Genomic DNA, 15788 nt, shown 5'->3' with positions numbered 1-15788 from the left:
ATTCAGTCGGCACGGCAGGGCCGCAGTCGGACCGCTGTGCGCAGCCGGGATCACTGGAGCCTAGCAGGTCACGCACTGCTTTTCGAAGGCGAAGGTGCAATCGGGATCGACGATCTGCAGCAGTTCCACGACATTGCCGTCGCAGTCCCGCCCATATGTCGCACGGGTCATGCCCGATCCGCCGGGCGGGCAGTTGAATGCCATGCCCAGTCCCTTCAGCCGTTCGTATTCGGCAAAGATATCGTCGCAGTAGAGGCATAAGTGGGTAATGCCGCGATCGCACATGCGCGGGTGTACCTCGCGTGGGTCGTTGCTGGCATACTCGAACACCTCGATGTGCAGGTTGCCCAGCCGGATCATGGCATAGCGCGCTGCGCTGTCCTCCAGCCCGACCATCGTGTCGATGCGGGAATTGCCGCGCTCCCAGCCGCCTTCGCCGACCCGCTCGAACCCGAACCAGCGACGGTAATGGTCGATGAAGCGCTCGAGATCCGGCGTCGAGATCGCAAGGTGATGAACCCCGCGGATCATGCCGAAGCCCGGGCTGCCTTCACCGCGCTGACGATCTCGGCGTTGGTGGGATTGCGCCGCAATGTGAGGCCGCCGTTCACTTGCAGGACCTGCCCGGTCATGAAGCAGGCATCGCTGGCAAGCCAGGCGACGGCCTCGGCGATGTCCTCGCTCGTGCCGACGCGGCCCAGCGGATACTCTTTGGTGAAACTCTCGATGATCGCGGGGTTCTGCGCGGCCTTGCCGGTCATCGGCGTGACGGTGAAGCCCGGGGCCACCGAATTGGCGCGAATGCCGCGGTGGCCGAACTCGTTGGCGACGCAGCGGATCACATGATCCGCTCCGGCCTTGGTCCCCATGTAGGCGGCATGATCCTCCAGCATGATCGAGGCCGTGGCCGAGGAAATCTGGATCAGGGAACCGCCGTCGCGCATCGCGCGCAGCATGGCCTGGTAGAACAGGACCGCGCCGGTGAACTGCAGCGCTGCCATGCGCTCGATCTCGGCCTTGGTCGTATCGAGGAAGGGCTTGAGAAGCCCCCAGCCGGTGGCGTTGACGGCAATGTCGATGCCGCCGAACGTCTCGACCGCCTCCTGTGCAAGCCGGGCAAGGTCTTCCTCGCTGGTCAGATCGCAATCGGCGACCGCATGGCCGGAAATTTCGGCTGCGAGCCGCTCAAGCTCCTCGGCTTTCCTGCCCGCGACAACGACTTTCGCACCATCATGGGCAAGCCGCCGGGCGATGACCTGCGCCATGTTGTCGCGGTTCGCCGCGCCGATCACCACGGCAACCTTGCCTGCCAGATCTGCCATGCTCTCTCCCGATTGTCTTCTGTCGTTCGTTGTTAGCGTCGATTGCGCGGTGGCGGATCAGTCCTTCTGAACCCAGGGATCCAGGACCTGTTCGACGCGGGCATGTTCGGGCACGCGGTTGAGGCCGATGCGCCGGTCCAGTTCCTCGTGCCAATGGTAGATCCGGCGCTCCTGGTAGTTGAGCGGCATGCCCTTGAAGCCGGGGCTTTCCAGCGATTCCTGGATCTGCGGCGCGTACTGCAGGTCCTCGTAGAGGATCCGCTCCCAGTTGTTGAGGCGCGTGGGCCAAAGCGGGTGCGGATTCTCCGGATCGTGATCCGGGGCCAGCCAGCTCGACACGACGCGCGAGCGCTTGGGCCCCAGCGGCCAGAACTGCAGGATCGGGATGCCGGTCGGTGCCGGGGGCATCACGAAGTTGGGATAGATCTGGTAGCTGACGTTGTTCTTGGCCGGAAACTCGCCGATCGTCGGGATCTCCGGCATACCCACGGTACCGGGATCGACCCAGTCGGGACGGCGGTTGGGAGTGGCCATGCGGCTGTGGCCGTTGGGCCAGAGGCTCACGATCATCGCGCGGTGGTCCAGGAAGCGATCGACCGTGTCGATGTGGATCGACTTGAGGTGATAGACCTCGAGAAAGGCATCGAGCAGGACCTTGACGTTGCAGTCCACCTCGTAGCTGCGACTGTCGACAAGGCGCAGCTTGTCGAGCTGGTATTGTTCGAGCTGTGCTGCCATCGGCCCGATATGTTCGATCAGCGGCTGGGCGTCGGGGTCCTTGTTGATGAAGATCAGCGAACCCAGAAGTTCGCAGCGCACCGCCACGAGCGAGCGGCAGGAGAAGTCGAGGTCGACGAAGTCGCGCTTGTCGCGAACGGCGGTCAACTTGCCGTCGAGAGTGTAGCTCCAGCCGTGGTAGCCGCAAACGAAGCCGCGGCCTTCGCCCGACTCCTCGGTGACCAGTGGTGCGCCGCGATGCTGGCACGTGTTGTAAAAGGCCTTGACCTCGCCTGCGAGGTTGCGGGCGACGATGATCGGTGCGCCGGAATTGCGGGTCAGGAACCAGGATCCGGGATTGGGCAACTGATCGGTATGGCCGGCATAGAGCCAGGCCCTGTCCCACATCATGTCCTTTTCGAGCTGCAGGAACTCGGCGTCGGTATAGCGGCTGCCGGGAATGTCGGGCAGCTTGGGGAAACCTTCGGGCGGTGCCTTGCGGTCCCGTTCGTACTCCATGCGGGCATGGTCGTTCTCGGGCCTTTGATCTGTCACCGAATCGAGCATCTCTTCTTTCTCCCTCCAGCCCCGGTGTTCATGGCTCCGGGTGCAGGCGCCGACCGAATCAAAAACATACAAGAATGTTTGATTTTGTCGAAGTGATGCTTGCCTCATTACCGCGTGCACGGATAAACAGTCAACAGTGATTGGAATTTGAGGCGCATTTCCGCTACAGCTCAAGCCAAACGATCGTTTGGCAATTAGCCGAGAGTACAAGAAGGGCAGAAAATGCGGGTTCCGCATATCGATCAGTCAGCGCAGACCATCGACCTGCCATCCGGGAGCGCAGGCAAGGGCCGGACCGACCGCTGGCCCGAACTGCTGGAAGCAGCGGCCGAACTCTTTGCTGAAAAGGGATACGACGGCACCTCGCTGCGGGACATTGCCGATAGGCTGGGCATGCTCAAGGGCAGCCTCTATCACTACATTTCGGGCAAGAGCGACCTGCTGGTCCACGTCATGCGCGAAGCGCACCGCCGGGGCCTGCGCTCGATCGCCGCACTTGCCCGCGAGGAGGGGCCGGCGATCGAGCGGCTGGAAGCGATCGTCGTTGCCCATGCCCGCTACGTTTGCACCGAAAGGGTCTTTACCGCCGGCTTCTTCGAGGCGCGCAGGCACTTGCCTGAAGCACGCGCGGTGGAATTCGCTGCCGACGAGCGCGATTATCGCCTGCGTGTCGAGGCGCTGATCGTGCGCGGGCAGGACGAAGGCGCATTGCGCACCGACCTCGATCCCAAGCTGACCGCATTGTGCCTGCTCGGATTTCTCAATTCGCTGCACCTGTGGGTGCGCCCCAACGGCGTTCATTCGATCCGACGCATCTGCGACCATGCCGTGATGCTGGGGCTCGATGGGCTGCGGCGGCGATGAGAGGACTGCCCTTGCCCACTTTGCCCGCTTGCGGCTCAATCGCGGGTGAACCGCGCCTCGCGTTTCAGGGCGTAGGCGGTCACGCCTTCGCGGCTGTCGGCGCTCGACAGCGTCGCCTTGCCCCAGGCGTTGCCCACGGCAAGCGCCCGGTCGATGTCCATGCCGCACGCCAGTTCGTAAAGCTCGAGCCCGTTGCGGATAGCCTGCCAGCTGTTCCCGAGCATGGCGTCTGTCACTGCCAGCGTGCGCTCCAGCAATGCGGGGCCGGGAACCACTTCGGTGACGATGCCCAATTCGTAGAGACGGCGCGCGGGGAGCAGTTCGCCCGTCATGATCATCGCCAGCGCGGTCGCACGCGGCACCTGATGGGCGAGCCGCTGGATGCCACCGGCAAAGGCGAAGAGCCCTCGCTTGACTTCGCTCAAGCCCATCAGCGCGTGGTCGGCGGCGAAAACCATGTCGCAGGCCATCATGATCTCGAAGCCGCCGGCAACGGCAGCGCCGTTGATCGCGGCGACAAGCGGTTTGCTGCGCTTGCGTTCGGTTACCCCGCCGAAGCCGCGTCCGGGCACGAGGCCGTGACCGGCGCCGATCTCGGCCGCTTCCTTGATGTCCATGCCGGCACAGAAGGCGCGGTCACCGACGCCGGTGAGTACCATGGCGCCGATCTCGGGATCGGCCTCGGCCGCCGTTATCGCCGCGTCGAGGGCATGCGAGGTCGCGGCATCGAGTGCATTGCGCGCCGCTTCGCGGTCGATGGTGAGCAGGCAGATGGCCCCGCGGCATTCGACTTTGAGACCGGTCATCGCACATTCCTTCCCTTTGGCGCCCGCCGCGCCCGCCGCACTCAGCCTTGCGGGCCGTCCGCCGCATGCTGGCGGCGAACCCGTTCATCGTTGGAGAGTATGACGTGAAAGCCTTCGCCAGACTTCATCACCACGGCCTGATCGTGCCCGATATCGCCCGCGCCATGGAGGGCATGACCGTGCAGTTCGGCCTCGATTGGGCGCCGGTGCGCAAGTTCGAACCCTTGCGCGTCTGGACGCCCGAAGGCGGCTGGTCCGAGGCCCACCTCACCGTCACCTATTCGCGGCAGGGGCCGATCCATTTCGAACTGATCGAGGTGCTTCCGGGCGGTGCCTATGACGCATTGCTTGCGGTCTCCGAAGCGCATGTGGGCGCTTGGGTCGACGACGTCGGTCAGGAAGTTGAGACGCTCATGGCCCAAGGCTGGCGCCTGATCGTCGCCGGTGCCTCGCCCAAGCACCGCTACGGCCAGATGGCCTACATGGTGCAGGGCGAAGGACCGGTCCTCGAACTCGTCGGAGAGCCGATCCGGCCGATGATCGAAGAGTGGATCGGCGCCTAGATGGCTTGGCAGAGCGGGCATCAGCTTTGCGGCATCACAGGGTGGCCATGCTGCCGAGGATGACGGTGGCCTGGCTCGAAAGGGTGCCGCCATTGCCGTGGGCGAGCGCAAGGTCGATCCCGGGCAACTGGTTGGCGGCCTCGCCGCGGATCTGCCGCGCGGCCTCGATGATTGCGAAAAGCCCGTACATGCCCGGATGGCAGCAGGACAGGCCGCCACCGTTGGTGTTGACCGGGAGGCTGCCACCCGGCGCGATCGTTCCATCGGATACGAAGCGTCCGCCTTCGCCCTTGGGGCAGAAGCCCAGGTCCTCGAGGAACAGGATCGTGTTGATGGTGAAGGCGTCGTAGAGCTGCGCGGTCTGGACGTCCCGGGGCGTCACGCCGGCCATTGCCATGGCGCGCGCGCCCGATTCCCGGGCGGCGGTTACCGTCACGTCAGGGGCCTGTGCGATAGAGTTCCACCATGTCGCGGCGGCCGCTCCCAGCAGCGGCACCGGTGGGCGCGGCAGGTCGCGGGCGCGATCGGTGCGGGTCATGACCACGGCGGCTGCGCCGTCGGTGACGAGACAGCAGTCGCGCACCGAAATCGGCGTGCTGATCATGCGTGAGGAGAGGCAGTCCTCGAGCGTCAGCGGTCCCCTGGCGAAAGCCTCGGGATTGGTGTTTGCCCAGGCCCGTGCCGCCAGCGCGACCGCGGCAAGGTCTTCGCGCGCGGTACCGTAGTCATGCATGTGCCGGGCGGCGGCAATGGCATAGGACGTGAGCGGGAATAGCGGCGCATAGGGCGCATCCCAGGTATTGCTGGTGATCCTAGTCGCCAGTTTGCCGCCGTTGCTGCGCTGGTTCGAACCGTAGGCGATGAGGGCGCAGTCGATGTAACCGGCCTCCAGCGCCAGCGCCGCGCTGGCCATGTGGCTCATGAACGCAGAACCGCCGGTGCGGTTGTTGTCCGTATAGGCGGGCCGGAGGCCAAGATATTCCGCGAAAGAAAGGCCGGCGAAGAAGTCGTCCGGCTGGCAGATGTAGAGCGCGTCGACGTCTGCGAAAGTCAGCCCTGCGTCTGTCACAGCCAATGTCGCAGCCTGGGCGGTCAGTTCCATCGAGCTGAAGCCGGGCATCTCGCCTACGCCGAAAGTGGCGAGCCCGGCGATGGCCGTCCTGCCGCGCGGGAACGTGTCGCTCATGCGGCACCTTCGGCCGGGCGGAACAGGAGGATCGCCTCTTCGCCCTTGCCTTCGATGAATGCCTCGACCCGCATCCCGATCTTCAAGGACTCGGCGTCGACGCCTTCGACCCGGCTCATCAGGCGGGCGCCTTCGTCGAGATCGATGAGCGCGACGTTATAGGGCTCGGCCGGCGCGCGCCGGTTGATCCACGAGAGCGAATAGACCGTTCCCCGTCCGCAGGCTTCGAACCATTCGAGGGTACCGACCCCGGAGCCCGGCACGGCCACTCGGGGTGGAAATACCGCGGTGCCGTCCGGTGCGCGCTGGAGCAGGAACCGGCCATCGCCAAGCGCGGTGCGCCAATACGTTTCGGGGCCGCTCACGCGGACTTCCTGACCGCGCCGCGGTCGAGAAGTGCGGCGATCTCCGCTTCGGAAAAGCCCGCCTCGCGCAGCACTTCCTCGCTTTGTCCGGCCAGAGCCGGTCCGGGATCGCCGATCTCGCCGGGAGTCTGTGAAAACGTGGTCGGGATGCCCGGGAAGCGCAAGGTGCCGCTGTCGGTCTCGCGTTCTTCCCAGAAGCCGGTCTCGACGAGGTGGGGATCGTGGAGCAGTTCGGTCAGGCTGGCGATGGGCGTGGCCGGGATCTGCGCCTCGCGGAACAGCGCAACCCATTCATCGGTCGTGCGCGTGACGATGACCTCGGCTACCTTGGCCAGGACCGTACCGATGTTCTCGGTGCGCGTACGCATCGATGCGAACATCGGATCGCGCGACCATTCCGGGTTGCCGAGAACATCGAAGAAGGATCGCCAGTGCCGGTCGTTGTAGATCATCACCCCGATGTATCCGTCCGCGGTCTGGTAGGGGCGGCGCGCTTCCGAAGTGGCCCGGGGATACTCCGGCGGTCCTTGCGGCGGATCGAAGAGCGATCCGCACAAGTGCTCGACCATGGTGAATGAGACCAGGGTCTCGAACATGGGTACTTCGATTTCCTGACCCAGACCGGTGCGTTCACGGGCGAAGAGCGCGGCGATCACCGAGTAGGCACCTGTCAGGCCCGCGACCTTGTCGGCGATGACCGTGGCGGCATAGGTCGGCTTGCCGCCCGAGAGACGGGCCTGAAGGTCGACGATACCCGATGCGGCCTGCACGATGTCATCATAGGCGGGGTAGTCGCGATAGGGCCCGCCGCGCGCGTAGCCGTAGAGATTGGCGTAGATGATCCGCTCGTTCGCCGCGCGCAGGGCTTCGTAGTCGAGCCCCAGCCGCCCGATCGCGCGCGAGCGCATCGAATGGATGAAAACGTCCGCATCCCTGGCAAGCCGCAGCAGCGCATCGCGTCCTTCCCGCTGCTTGAGATCGATGACGATGCTGCGCTTCCCGCGATTGACGTTGAGGAACATGCCGCCGCGCGAGGCATCCGGACCGGGTGGAATGAAGCGGGTGGTATCGCCATCGGGGCTCTCCACCTTGATGACGTCCGCGCCGAGGTCCGCAAAGATCTGCGTTGCGTATGGCCCCATCAGCACGCTCGTCAGGTCGAGGATCTTCACTCCTGCCAGTGGGCCCTTGCCGCGACCGCTCACTTGCACGCTCCTTTCAAAACCGCTCTCCCTTGCCGGGCTTGTCCGTCCCGGTCGCAAGTTCCGTTTTCGAACTCGTTTCGCAGCTTTCGTAGCTCAAGCTGCACAATAAAAAAAGACAAACATGATTGACTGTATTTCTGTAGCTCCGTGGCCGCTTGGGCCCGCCAGGCAATTGCCGAGCCGCACCGCCAGGCCGCAGTCTCAGGTGGCGGGGTCTGTTCCCGCGCCGGGCCGCATGGCGCGGATCTTGTCCTCCAGCATGTGCAGCAGCGAGGGCACCATGGCGTCATCGAGGGCGCCTGTCAGCAGGCTCATCGCCATGCCTTCCATGAGCGTTTGGGAAAGCGCCATGGCCTGCGCGAAGCTTTCGGGAGCGGAATGCCATTCAGGGTAGAGGGCAATGGCTTCGGCGTTGAAACGCTCACGGTATTCGACCTGCAACGGCCGCATGATCTGGGCCAGTTCGGCATTGGTCCGGGCCGCCATGGCCAGTTCCTGGAAGGCGATGAAGGCCGGCTTCTGCACCTGGCGCCAATAGGCGCTGACCATGGTCGAGGGATCGTGCTGACTGTTCTCTGACGAGCGGCGAAAGGCCCGCAGACGCCGCTCGTGCAGTTCCACGATGGTAGCCCGGATCAATGTCGCGCTGTTCTCGAAATGGTGCAGCATGGCACCGCGCGACAGTCCCGCCTCCGATGCAACCAGCGGCGTAGTTGTCCCCGAATAGCCTACCTTGACGAGGCACTCGATCGTCGCCTCGATCAAGCGGCTGCGGGTCTGCGCGCTCTTGAGCGACTGTCGCGTCGGTTTGGCGTCATCGGCAGGTTTGCGACTGGAGGCAGGTGCGATGGCCTTGCGGGCTGAATTGACGGCCAAGCTGTTTCCCCCGAATTCGAGAATTGCAGGACGCCTTCACCTGTCTGCAATTTATCGTTCTAGTGCGACAATCGAAGCCATGTTCTGCATCAATATATAATCAGTCAAGACTGTTTTTTATCACGCGTGTGCAAGTCGATGGCGCATCGTCAGCTTTGCAGGAGACGACCTGCCGGTCGAAAGCCGGTTCGCTGCACCCCCAAATCCCGGAAATCGCGTCTTGCCAGATCCTTGTCGGCGATCAATGATCATCGCTCCGGTCAGGGGCATAGGATGCCCGTCCGAAACAGGGAGGCTGACCTGGCCATGCGCAAGCCCATCGTCCTGCTTGCAATTGCGATCCTGCTCGCCGCCGCAGGTGGCTGGTGGTTGCTGAAGGGACGCCCCCTCGTGGTCGTCACGGCACCGGTTGAGCGTGGTCCGGCTGTCGAACTGGTCTACGCCACCGGTTTCGTCGATGCCGAACATCCGGTGACGGTTTCCTCGCGCCTGACTGCGCCGGTTGTCGCCGTGCTGGTCGAGGAGGGTGCGCGCGTGACGCGCGGGCAACCGCTCGTGCGTCTCGACGATAGCGAACAGCGTGCTCTCCTGGCGCAGGCCCGGGCTGACGCGCGAGGCAAGTCGCTGGCCGAGAACCGCGTCACCGGGCTCTATGCCCAAGGTTGGGTAACCCGTGCCGCACGGGATGAGGCGATTGCAGCGGGTCAGGCATCGCGCGCCGCTGCCAGGGCATTGGAAGCGCGACTGGACCAGCTGGCGGTGCGCGCCGGGATCGAAGGTGTCGTGCTCAAGCGCGATGTCGAACCCGGCGATCTGGCGACCCCGGGCAAGACGCTGTTCCAGCTCGGAGATCCGGCCCGGGCGCGGGTGACTGCAACTGTCGACGAACGGGATATCCCGCGGGTGCGGGTCGGACAGAAAGCCCTCCTGTCCTCCGACGCGCTTCCGGGCAAAGCGATCCGCGGTCATGTCACCGAGATCACACCCGGCGGCGATCCCGCAGAGCGGGCCTTTCGCGTGCGCATCGGCCTCGATGACAGGAAAGTCCTTCCCTTCGGCCTGACGGTGGAAGTCAACATCGTCACCAACCGCCATGAAGGGGCTCTGCTCGTGCCCGCTGGTGCACTGGCCGATGGCCATGTCTGGCGCGTCCGGGATGGCCGGGTGGAGCGTCGCGCAGTACGTACGGGGATCGTCGGGACCGAAAGGGTGGAAATCGTCTCGGGGCTCGGCGAAGCGGACCGCGTCGTCGTTGATCCGCCCGCTGCGCTCGAGGACGGGGACCGGGTGCGGTCATGATCGGGCGCGCCGGCTTCCTTGTCACGATTGCGCTGAGGCACCTTGCGCGACGCCGCCGCCAGACGGCAGTGGCGGTCAGTGGGGTTGCGGTTGGTGTCGGATTTTTCCTGGCGGTCTCGGCGCTGATGGTGGGCAGCCAGAATGACTTCATCGAACAGCTCATCGATGCCGCCCCGCACATTATCATTTCCGACGAGCTGCGCAGCCCGTCGCCCCAGCCCGGTGTACGTGTCTTTGGCAAGGGCGCGGTTGCCTTGCACGGCTACAAGGTTCGCAACGAAGTGCGCGGGATCAAGGACTGGCAGGCGATCGTTTCGGCCGCGAATTCCGTGTCTGGCGCGGTTGCATCGCCCAGCCTGACCGGCGGAGTTACCTTGCGACTGGGCGGCCACGACGAGGCGATCGGCATAGTCGGCGTCGAGCCTGAGATCGAGAAGAAGATCAGTACCATCGAAGACAAGTTGCGTGTCGGGCACCTGCACGATCTGGAAACAACGCAAGGTGGCATCATCATCGGCGAGGATCTCGCCAAACGGCTGGGCGTGCAGGTGGGCGATATCGTCGCGGCGACCTCGTCTTCCTCAAGCGGGCGTTCGATGCGGGTCGTGGGCCTGTTCAAGAAGGGCCAGACCCAGCTTTCCTCGGGAACCGGCTATGTCCTTCTGCGCGAGGCGCAATCGCTGCTTGGCAGGCCGTTCATCATCAACCGCATTGGTGTGAAGCTGGCGGATCCCTATGCGGCCGAGGCTGTCGCCGCGCGCCTGGAATCGCGCTTCGGCTACAAGGCGGAAAGCTGGCAGGAGCGTTCGGCCGACTTCCTCTCGCTGCTCGTGACGCGCAATGTCATCATGTACTCCGTCGTTTCCGCGATCCTGCTGGTCGCGAGTTTCGGCATCTATACCGTCGTATCGAACAATGTTTCCGACAAGCGGCGCGACATCGCGATCATGCGATCCATCGGTTTCTCAGAAAGCGACCTGCAGTTCATCTTCGTGGTCGAAGGGCTGGTTCTGGCCATCATCGGCGTCCTCTTCGGATGGCTGCTGGGATATGGTCTGATGACGATCCTGGGGTCGCTGCGTTTCCCGATCGGCGGCGATGTCGAGCACATTCCGCTGGATCGATCCGCGCGGCAATATGCGATTGCGGCTCTGGTGTCGTTTCTCGCTGGCTCGCTGGCGGCGTGGCTGCCGGCACGAAAGGCGGCGCGCGTCGATCCGGTCGACATCCTGAGGGGGGCGGTGTGAGCGCGATCCTCGAAGCGAGGTCGCTCACGCGCACTTTGGCCGGGCCAAAGCCGGTTCATCTCGTGCGCGATGTCAGCCTGACGATCGAGCGGGGCGCTTTCACCACCATCGTCGGCCCATCGGGCTGCGGCAAGTCTTCGCTGCTTTACCTGCTCGGCCTCATCGACCGGCCCGATTCAGGCGAGCTTCTGTTCGATGGTCGTGAAGTCAGCGCGCTGTCTGGCGATGAGCGGGCGAGCATCCGCCTTGCGCGCTTCGGGTTCGTGTTCCAGTTCCACTTCCTGCTTCCCGAGTTCTCTGCGCTGGAAAACGTCATGCTTCCGATGCAGCGCCTCGGACGGCTGGACCGCGATGGCGCACGCAGCCGGGCACTCGAGCTGCTGACTGCGGTGGGCCTCGGCGAAAAGAGTGCGAATACGCCCGATCGCCTGTCCGGCGGCGAACGTCAGCGCGTGGCGATCGCCCGGGCGCTCGCCAACGATCCGGTGCTGATCCTCGGAGACGAACCGACCGGCGACCTGGACAGCCGCAACAGCGCTCGCGTCATCGAAGACTTGCGAGCACTCGCGCACGAAGGAGGACGGGCCGTTGCCTGCGTCACCCACGACCCGGGCATTGCCGAAATCTCCGATGTGCAGATAGAGATGCTCGATGGCCGCATCGAAAAGATCATAGATCGCAGGGCCCGCCTTCCCGCAGCATAATGGCTGGGGAGCATTGATTGCTTCGTTGCATCCTTCAGAAATTCGAATTCGGGGTTTCGGGCAAGTGGAGCCGCCGTTGGTTAGTCCTGTTACGTTGGCGGCAGATTTGCCCGGTTAGCCTTGTGCCGGGCGCGTACTGCTGCGAATGACCAGTGTGCCCGGTGTCACGATGTGTGCATGGTCCGCAAGATCTGACCGCAGTCTGGCGATCAGGCGCACAGTTTCGTTGACCATGGATGCGGCGGGCTGCGAGTAACTGGTCAGCGAAGAGGTGGGCCATGCTGCCATTGGCACATCGTCATAGCCCGCAATCGAAACCGCGCGGCCGACGTCGAGACCGAATTCGTGCCGTGCGACCGAGATCGCTCCGAGCGCCATGGTGTCGTTTGCGCAGGAGATCGCGTCAGGCCTGTTCTCGGCCAACAAAAGGCGTCGAGCGGCGGCCATCGCTCCCTCGAAGGTGTAATCACCGCATTCACGCAAGACCTTTCCAATTCCATTTTTTTGCGAGATAGCCGCAGAACTCCCGTTCGCGCTCGCGGTTCGTCGAGGAATTCGGCGTGCCGGCTATGAAGGCGAAGCGTTCGTGTCTGCCTGCCAACAGATGGGCGGCCATTGCGTGCGCGCCAATCTCATTGTCGCCGACTACGCTGGAGGCATCGTGCAGATCGGTCGTGCGGTTATAATGAATGACCGGCACCTGCGCGCGCCGGCATTGCTCGGTAAGGTCCGATGATGGGCTGACCGAAAGCAACACCAGAGCATCGATACGATAATGCAGGATTTCACGGATGCTGGGTTCCGAGCGTTCGCCACGCGCGGGAAAGAGCATCAGGCGAAGGCCAGTCGCGTCCAGTTCCTCGGCGAGCAATTGCAGGGTCTGGACGAAAAAGGGATTGCCAACATTGCCCACGCCAACACCGACGATGTTAGAGCGCCCCCGCATCGGCGAACGCACCAGTGGGTTGGGACGATAGCCCAACCGCTTGGCGGCATCGAGGATGCGTTCCCGCTTGTCGGCTGCGATGCAGCGGTGCGTGAAATGCCGAACAAGTTCGACGGCTGGGACCGCGAAGACTACCGCCTCTCGCAGGCCGAGATCGACGCCTGCTGCAGATTCTTCCCACCGCCGATCATGCCCGCAAGGCCTGGGACAGCTTTGGCGAAGTGATCGTCGCCGACAGCTATGGCGAGATGGTGCAGATCGCCGAAGAGATCGCCAGTGAGCACGTGCAGGGCATGGCCGCCGAGCCGGACTATTCCCTCAAAACCTGCACTCCCAGCTTTCGCCTTGACGGTCGCCGGGCGCTCGTGACGGCCGCTGGACGCGGCATCGGCCTTGCCGCCGCAGCTGCACTGGCGCAGGCCGGGGCCGAAGTCACCTTGGTCGCACGCACGGCCTCGGAGATCGAGGAAGCAGCAGCAGATTTCGTGGCAGCCGGGCACAAGGCGAAGGCCGCCACGCTCGACGTCTCGGACCTTGCTGCGGGTCAATGCATTTTTCGAATGTCGCGATCCGTTCCACGTGCTCCTCAACAATGCCTGCACCAATCGTCCCAAGCCGATGTGGGAAGCGAGCGAGGACGATTTCGATGCCGTCCTCGACCTCAACGTGAAAAGCGCCTTCTTCGTGGCCCAGGCCTGCGTGAAACGCTTGATGGCTACGGGCACGCAAGGCTCGCTGATCCACATGGGATCGCAGATGGGCCATGTCGGTGGACCGAACCGCTCGCTGTATTGTGCCAGCAAGTGGGCGATGGAAGGCATGAACAAGGCCTTTGCGCTCGACCTTGCGGCCCACGGCATCCGCTCGAACACCATAGCGCCTACCTTCATCGAAACGCCCCTGACCAAACCCTTCTTCGAAGACGAAGCCTTCAAGGCCAGGGTCCTGTCCAAGATCAAGCTAGGGCGGATCGGCCAGCCCGAAGACCTCATGGGCGCCGTGCTGTTCCTCGCATCCGATGCCTCCGCCATGATGACCGGCACCAGCCTCGTCGTCGATGGCGGCTGGACTGCAGAATAGTCGCAATCGCCGAATAGCTGGGCTCGGCTAACGTCCGCGACGGTGGATCAGTATTCCTTGGCGAAAGCCGCGCACGTCATGTCCCCGAAGGCATCTCCAAGTGCGAGCCATTGGCGGAAACCTATTAAGCAGGAATGCCAATTGCTAATGTTCCAATCAGCTACTAGTTACCAAGCAGCTTATTCTTGAAAAGGGACTTGATCAGCCCAGCCTCAAGCACGCGCCCGACGAGATAGAGGACTGCAAAGATCGCTGCAAAGACATAGGCGGATGTTGGTGAGGGCTTTTTGCCTTCGCTATCGATGGCGTCTTTGCCCGGCTTTTCGGGGGCTGGGGCGCCCAATGCCTTATCCAATGGGTGCTGCGGCAAGGCTTTATCTTGCTTTTCGAACTTTTTATCCGTGGCTTCAGTCGACGGTTTCTCAAGCTTGCCCACGACTATGGTGAGTTGAGCGAAGCTCAGGAACAGCAAAGGGGCGAGAAAGCAGAATAATAATGCACGGCTGACCAGATGGTAGCGCAGGACGGGCCCGGCTTCGCCTCTTTCGATTCGAAGGATGCCTCCATCGAATACCGACATCTTGTCCTGCGCTGCCTGATCCTTCTTGCTGAAAGTCAGGGTGTCGTTTCTCATGTCGTAGCTGGTTCCGTTCTGCTGGAACAGGGGGGCAAGGCGGCCAAATGTCTCATCACTTGATTGCTCAGGGGCGAGGGGCAGGCTGCCCTTGATGTGCCAGATCCACTTGATGAAGCGCGCGTTCACATGATCTCCTGTCTAGAGAGCCTTGGATTTGCCTTTGTTGGTCTTGCCGCAGCCGTGTGGTCAGGATGTGCATGGCCCCTTGGCGGGCAGTCCCATCACTCGGCCGGCACGGTTTCCGCCTGGCCGTATCTTTCCCTGCCGTATTTCTCCTTGAGCGTCTTCCAGCCTTCGGTGAAGGGAAAGGTCATCTGTTCGCGGATCGACATGCGACGGCCGCCTTCCATGCCCAGCAGTTCTGCCTCACCATCGATGCACGTGCCGAAAATACGGTCAATGAAGATGTAGGTATTGGAATAGTTGCTGCGGGTGGCTTCGAAGTCCTGAGAATGGTGTACGCTGTGATGCTCGGTCGTGTTGAAAAGGAAGCGCCACCAGCGGGGCGTGTTGAAGCGCACATTGATGTGCTGGTAGGTCCCGATGGCCATGCCAATGGCGCCGGCAAGCAGGGCGGCGCGCGGCAGGAAATCGAAGAAACCGCCGATACCGAGCCCGATCAGAAAGAGCTCCACCGGATTGCCGACTGCGCCTTTGTTTATGTTCAACTGCGTGATGTAGTGGTGCACCGAATGGGGCAGCCAAAGCGGGTACCAGTTGTGCATTCCGCGATGCATCCAGTACTGTCCGAAATCGAAGATGAACGAGATCAGGAATGCCTGCAGGAGCAGCGGCAGGCCGACGAACCAGGCCAACTTGTCCCAGTCGAAAGAGTGCTGGAGAGCCTCGATCACTGCGTCGCTGCCGATATACTGTTCGACCAGGTTGAGAATTGTATAGCCGAGACCGACGTAGAACAGGTCCGTTGCCAGTTCCTTCCAGGTCAGGCGCCAGCTTTCGTACCTTGGGCTCACCCACTCGAGCGCCAGCAGCAGTACTCTGAAGCCGATGCCGATGCCGATAGCCGTCGATGCCTTGGCAATGGAGTTGGGCGCGTAATACCAGAATGCCACCAGTGAGAGCAGCACCGTTGGCTGAAACCAGGTGAATATGAACCGTTTGACCGGACCGCCTCGCACCTTTGGGAGGTTTTCCCATCCCACAGTGACAGGAGCCTGGGTGCCAATCAGCCTTTTGCCTACGCGAACTCCGTCCACACGCCTGCCCTCGTCTTGCTCGCCCGGTGTCCTGCGGCCTTGTCAGCCACGTCAGATGACGCGAATGCCGGCGACCCGTTGGATTTGATGTCAGCACAGCATCCTGAAAGCACCTTCATCACGCCAGACGGTATTATGCTATAGAAGGCATAGATGCTGGCTATGCCTTAGATTCCGGTGCGCTAAA

At 63.1% G+C, this 15788-nt stretch carries 18 protein-coding genes and 1 pseudogene; 7 read left to right on the top strand and 12 right to left on the bottom strand.

Annotated features, from left to right (window positions below; translation table 11 throughout):
- Nucleotides 1–60: 60 nt before the first annotated feature.
- From SPHV1_RS05935 to SPHV1_RS05925, 3 genes are read right to left on the bottom strand one after another with little or no spacing between them, the layout of a single operon-like run.
- Nucleotides 61–531 (bottom strand): VOC family protein, encoded by a 471-nt coding sequence (locus SPHV1_RS05935; RefSeq protein WP_054945164.1) that lies wholly within the window; start codon nt 529–531, stop codon nt 61–63.
- Nucleotides 528–1322, bottom strand: a complete 795-nt coding sequence (locus tag SPHV1_RS05930; RefSeq protein WP_054945118.1) for an SDR family oxidoreductase — start codon at nt 1320–1322, stop codon at nt 528–530. The genes SPHV1_RS05935 and SPHV1_RS05930 overlap by 4 nt, the downstream gene beginning before the upstream one ends.
- Before the next feature lie 57 nt (nt 1323–1379).
- Nucleotides 1380–2606 carry an aromatic ring-hydroxylating dioxygenase subunit alpha gene (locus tag SPHV1_RS05925; RefSeq protein ID WP_054945117.1) on the bottom strand — a complete coding sequence of 409 codons (1227 nt, stop codon included), beginning with the start codon at nt 2604–2606 and terminating at the stop codon, nt 1380–1382.
- A gap of 222 nt (nt 2607–2828) precedes the next feature.
- On the opposite strand from SPHV1_RS05925, the gene SPHV1_RS05920 reads away from it, so the two are divergent.
- Entirely contained in the window at nt 2829–3470 is a 642-nt protein-coding gene (locus SPHV1_RS05920) for a TetR/AcrR family transcriptional regulator (RefSeq protein WP_054945116.1), read from the top strand.
- Nucleotides 3471–3505: 35 nt separating this feature from the next.
- On the opposite strand, the gene SPHV1_RS05915 is transcribed toward SPHV1_RS05920, so the two are convergent.
- Nucleotides 3506–4276, bottom strand: coding sequence for an enoyl-CoA hydratase/isomerase family protein (locus tag SPHV1_RS05915; protein WP_054945115.1), 771 nt, complete (start codon nt 4274–4276; stop codon nt 3506–3508).
- A gap of 65 nt (nt 4277–4341) precedes the next feature.
- On the opposite strand from SPHV1_RS05915, the gene SPHV1_RS05910 reads away from it, so the two are divergent.
- Nucleotides 4342–4839 carry a VOC family protein gene (locus tag SPHV1_RS05910; protein ID WP_054945114.1) on the top strand — a complete coding sequence of 166 codons (498 nt, stop codon included), beginning with the start codon at nt 4342–4344 and terminating at the stop codon, nt 4837–4839.
- 34 nt (nt 4840–4873) lie between these two features.
- Here the strand turns inward: SPHV1_RS05910 and SPHV1_RS05905 are convergent, their stop codons facing one another.
- The 4 genes from SPHV1_RS05905 to SPHV1_RS05890 form a co-directional block, all read right to left on the bottom strand.
- Nucleotides 4874–6025, bottom strand: coding sequence for an acetyl-CoA acetyltransferase (locus SPHV1_RS05905; protein ID WP_054945113.1), 1152 nt, complete (start codon nt 6023–6025; stop codon nt 4874–4876).
- Nucleotides 6022–6390, bottom strand: a complete 369-nt coding sequence (locus tag SPHV1_RS05900; RefSeq protein WP_054945112.1) for a Zn-ribbon domain-containing OB-fold protein — start codon at nt 6388–6390, stop codon at nt 6022–6024. Before SPHV1_RS05900 ends, SPHV1_RS05905 begins: the two co-directional genes overlap by 4 nt.
- Nucleotides 6387–7595 (bottom strand): CaiB/BaiF CoA-transferase family protein, encoded by a 1209-nt coding sequence (locus SPHV1_RS05895; protein WP_054945111.1) that lies wholly within the window; start codon nt 7593–7595, stop codon nt 6387–6389. Before SPHV1_RS05895 ends, SPHV1_RS05900 begins: the two co-directional genes overlap by 4 nt.
- A gap of 201 nt (nt 7596–7796) precedes the next feature.
- Nucleotides 7797–8471 carry a TetR/AcrR family transcriptional regulator gene (locus tag SPHV1_RS05890; RefSeq protein WP_054945110.1) on the bottom strand — a complete coding sequence of 225 codons (675 nt, stop codon included), beginning with the start codon at nt 8469–8471 and terminating at the stop codon, nt 7797–7799.
- Nucleotides 8472–8777: 306 nt separating this feature from the next.
- Between SPHV1_RS05890 and SPHV1_RS05885 the strand changes: the two genes are divergently transcribed.
- The 3 genes from SPHV1_RS05885 to SPHV1_RS05875 are packed head-to-tail and all read left to right on the top strand — an operon-like array spanning nt 8778 to nt 11721.
- Nucleotides 8778–9770 (top strand): efflux RND transporter periplasmic adaptor subunit, encoded by a 993-nt coding sequence (locus SPHV1_RS05885; protein WP_054945163.1) that lies wholly within the window; start codon nt 8778–8780, stop codon nt 9768–9770.
- The gene (locus SPHV1_RS05880) at nt 9767–11017 is read left to right on the top strand and encodes an ABC transporter permease (protein ID WP_054945109.1); all 1251 of its coding nucleotides are present in this window, start codon (nt 9767–9769) and stop codon (nt 11015–11017) included. The genes SPHV1_RS05885 and SPHV1_RS05880 overlap by 4 nt, the downstream gene beginning before the upstream one ends.
- Nucleotides 11014–11721 carry an ABC transporter ATP-binding protein gene (locus SPHV1_RS05875; RefSeq protein ID WP_054945108.1) on the top strand — a complete coding sequence of 236 codons (708 nt, stop codon included), beginning with the start codon at nt 11014–11016 and terminating at the stop codon, nt 11719–11721. Before SPHV1_RS05880 ends, SPHV1_RS05875 begins: the two co-directional genes overlap by 4 nt.
- Before the next feature lie 114 nt (nt 11722–11835).
- Here SPHV1_RS05875 and SPHV1_RS25715 read toward each other — a convergent pair whose 3' ends face one another.
- The gene (locus SPHV1_RS25715; RefSeq protein WP_231634541.1) at nt 11836–12204 is read right to left on the bottom strand and encodes a substrate-binding domain-containing protein; all 369 of its coding nucleotides are present in this window, start codon (nt 12202–12204) and stop codon (nt 11836–11838) included.
- The gene (locus SPHV1_RS25710; protein ID WP_231634540.1) at nt 12197–12703 is read right to left on the bottom strand and encodes a hypothetical protein; all 507 of its coding nucleotides are present in this window, start codon (nt 12701–12703) and stop codon (nt 12197–12199) included. The genes SPHV1_RS25715 and SPHV1_RS25710 overlap by 8 nt, the downstream gene beginning before the upstream one ends.
- Before the next feature lie 212 nt (nt 12704–12915).
- Between SPHV1_RS25710 and SPHV1_RS26130 the strand changes: the two are divergent.
- Both SPHV1_RS26130 and SPHV1_RS26125 read left to right on the top strand, forming a co-directional pair.
- Nucleotides 12916–13149, top strand: a pseudogene (locus tag SPHV1_RS26130) (SDR family NAD(P)-dependent oxidoreductase); the annotation flags it as partial.
- 97 nt (nt 13150–13246) lie between these two features.
- Entirely contained in the window at nt 13247–13747 is a 501-nt protein-coding gene (locus tag SPHV1_RS26125) for an SDR family NAD(P)-dependent oxidoreductase (RefSeq protein ID WP_369817874.1), read from the top strand.
- 163 nt (nt 13748–13910) lie between these two features.
- Here the strand turns inward: SPHV1_RS26125 and SPHV1_RS05850 are convergent, their stop codons facing one another.
- On the bottom strand, nt 13911–14510 hold the full coding sequence (locus SPHV1_RS05850) for a hypothetical protein (protein ID WP_054945104.1): 600 nt from the start codon (nt 14508–14510) through the stop codon (nt 13911–13913).
- 95 nt (nt 14511–14605) lie between these two features.
- A complete protein-coding gene (locus SPHV1_RS05845; protein ID WP_054945103.1) occupies nt 14606–15601 on the bottom strand; it encodes a sterol desaturase family protein in 996 nt (331 codons plus the stop codon).
- Nucleotides 15602–15788 lie beyond the last annotated feature (187 nt).

Source organism: Novosphingobium sp. KN65.2, from assembly GCF_001368935.1.
Taxonomy (GTDB): domain Bacteria; phylum Pseudomonadota; class Alphaproteobacteria; order Sphingomonadales; family Sphingomonadaceae; genus Novosphingobium; species Novosphingobium mathurense.
The sequence above is the reverse complement of the archived record's forward strand: the minus strand, read 5'-3'. Positions and strand labels throughout refer to the sequence as shown.

Excerpts from the sequence above, each read along its gene's own strand:
- SPHV1_RS05935 (WP_054945164.1), bottom strand. The coding sequence starts at position 531 with ATGATCCGCGGGGTTCATCACCTTGCGATCTCGACGCCGGATCTCGAG.
- SPHV1_RS05915 (WP_054945115.1), bottom strand. The coding sequence starts at position 4,276 with ATGACCGGTCTCAAAGTCGAATGCCGCGGGGCCATCTGCCTGCTCACC.
- SPHV1_RS05930 (WP_054945118.1), bottom strand. The coding sequence starts at position 1,322 with ATGGCAGATCTGGCAGGCAAGGTTGCCGTGGTGATCGGCGCGGCGAAC.
- SPHV1_RS05925 (WP_054945117.1), bottom strand. The coding sequence starts at position 2,606 with ATGCTCGATTCGGTGACAGATCAAAGGCCCGAGAACGACCATGCCCGC.
- SPHV1_RS05920 (WP_054945116.1), top strand. The coding sequence starts at position 2,829 with ATGCGGGTTCCGCATATCGATCAGTCAGCGCAGACCATCGACCTGCCA.
- SPHV1_RS05885 (WP_054945163.1), top strand. The coding sequence starts at position 8,778 with ATGCGCAAGCCCATCGTCCTGCTTGCAATTGCGATCCTGCTCGCCGCC.
- SPHV1_RS05880 (WP_054945109.1), top strand. The coding sequence starts at position 9,767 with ATGATCGGGCGCGCCGGCTTCCTTGTCACGATTGCGCTGAGGCACCTT.
- SPHV1_RS05905 (WP_054945113.1), bottom strand. The coding sequence starts at position 6,025 with ATGAGCGACACGTTCCCGCGCGGCAGGACGGCCATCGCCGGGCTCGCC.
- SPHV1_RS05910 (WP_054945114.1), top strand. The coding sequence starts at position 4,342 with ATGCTGGCGGCGAACCCGTTCATCGTTGGAGAGTATGACGTGAAAGCC.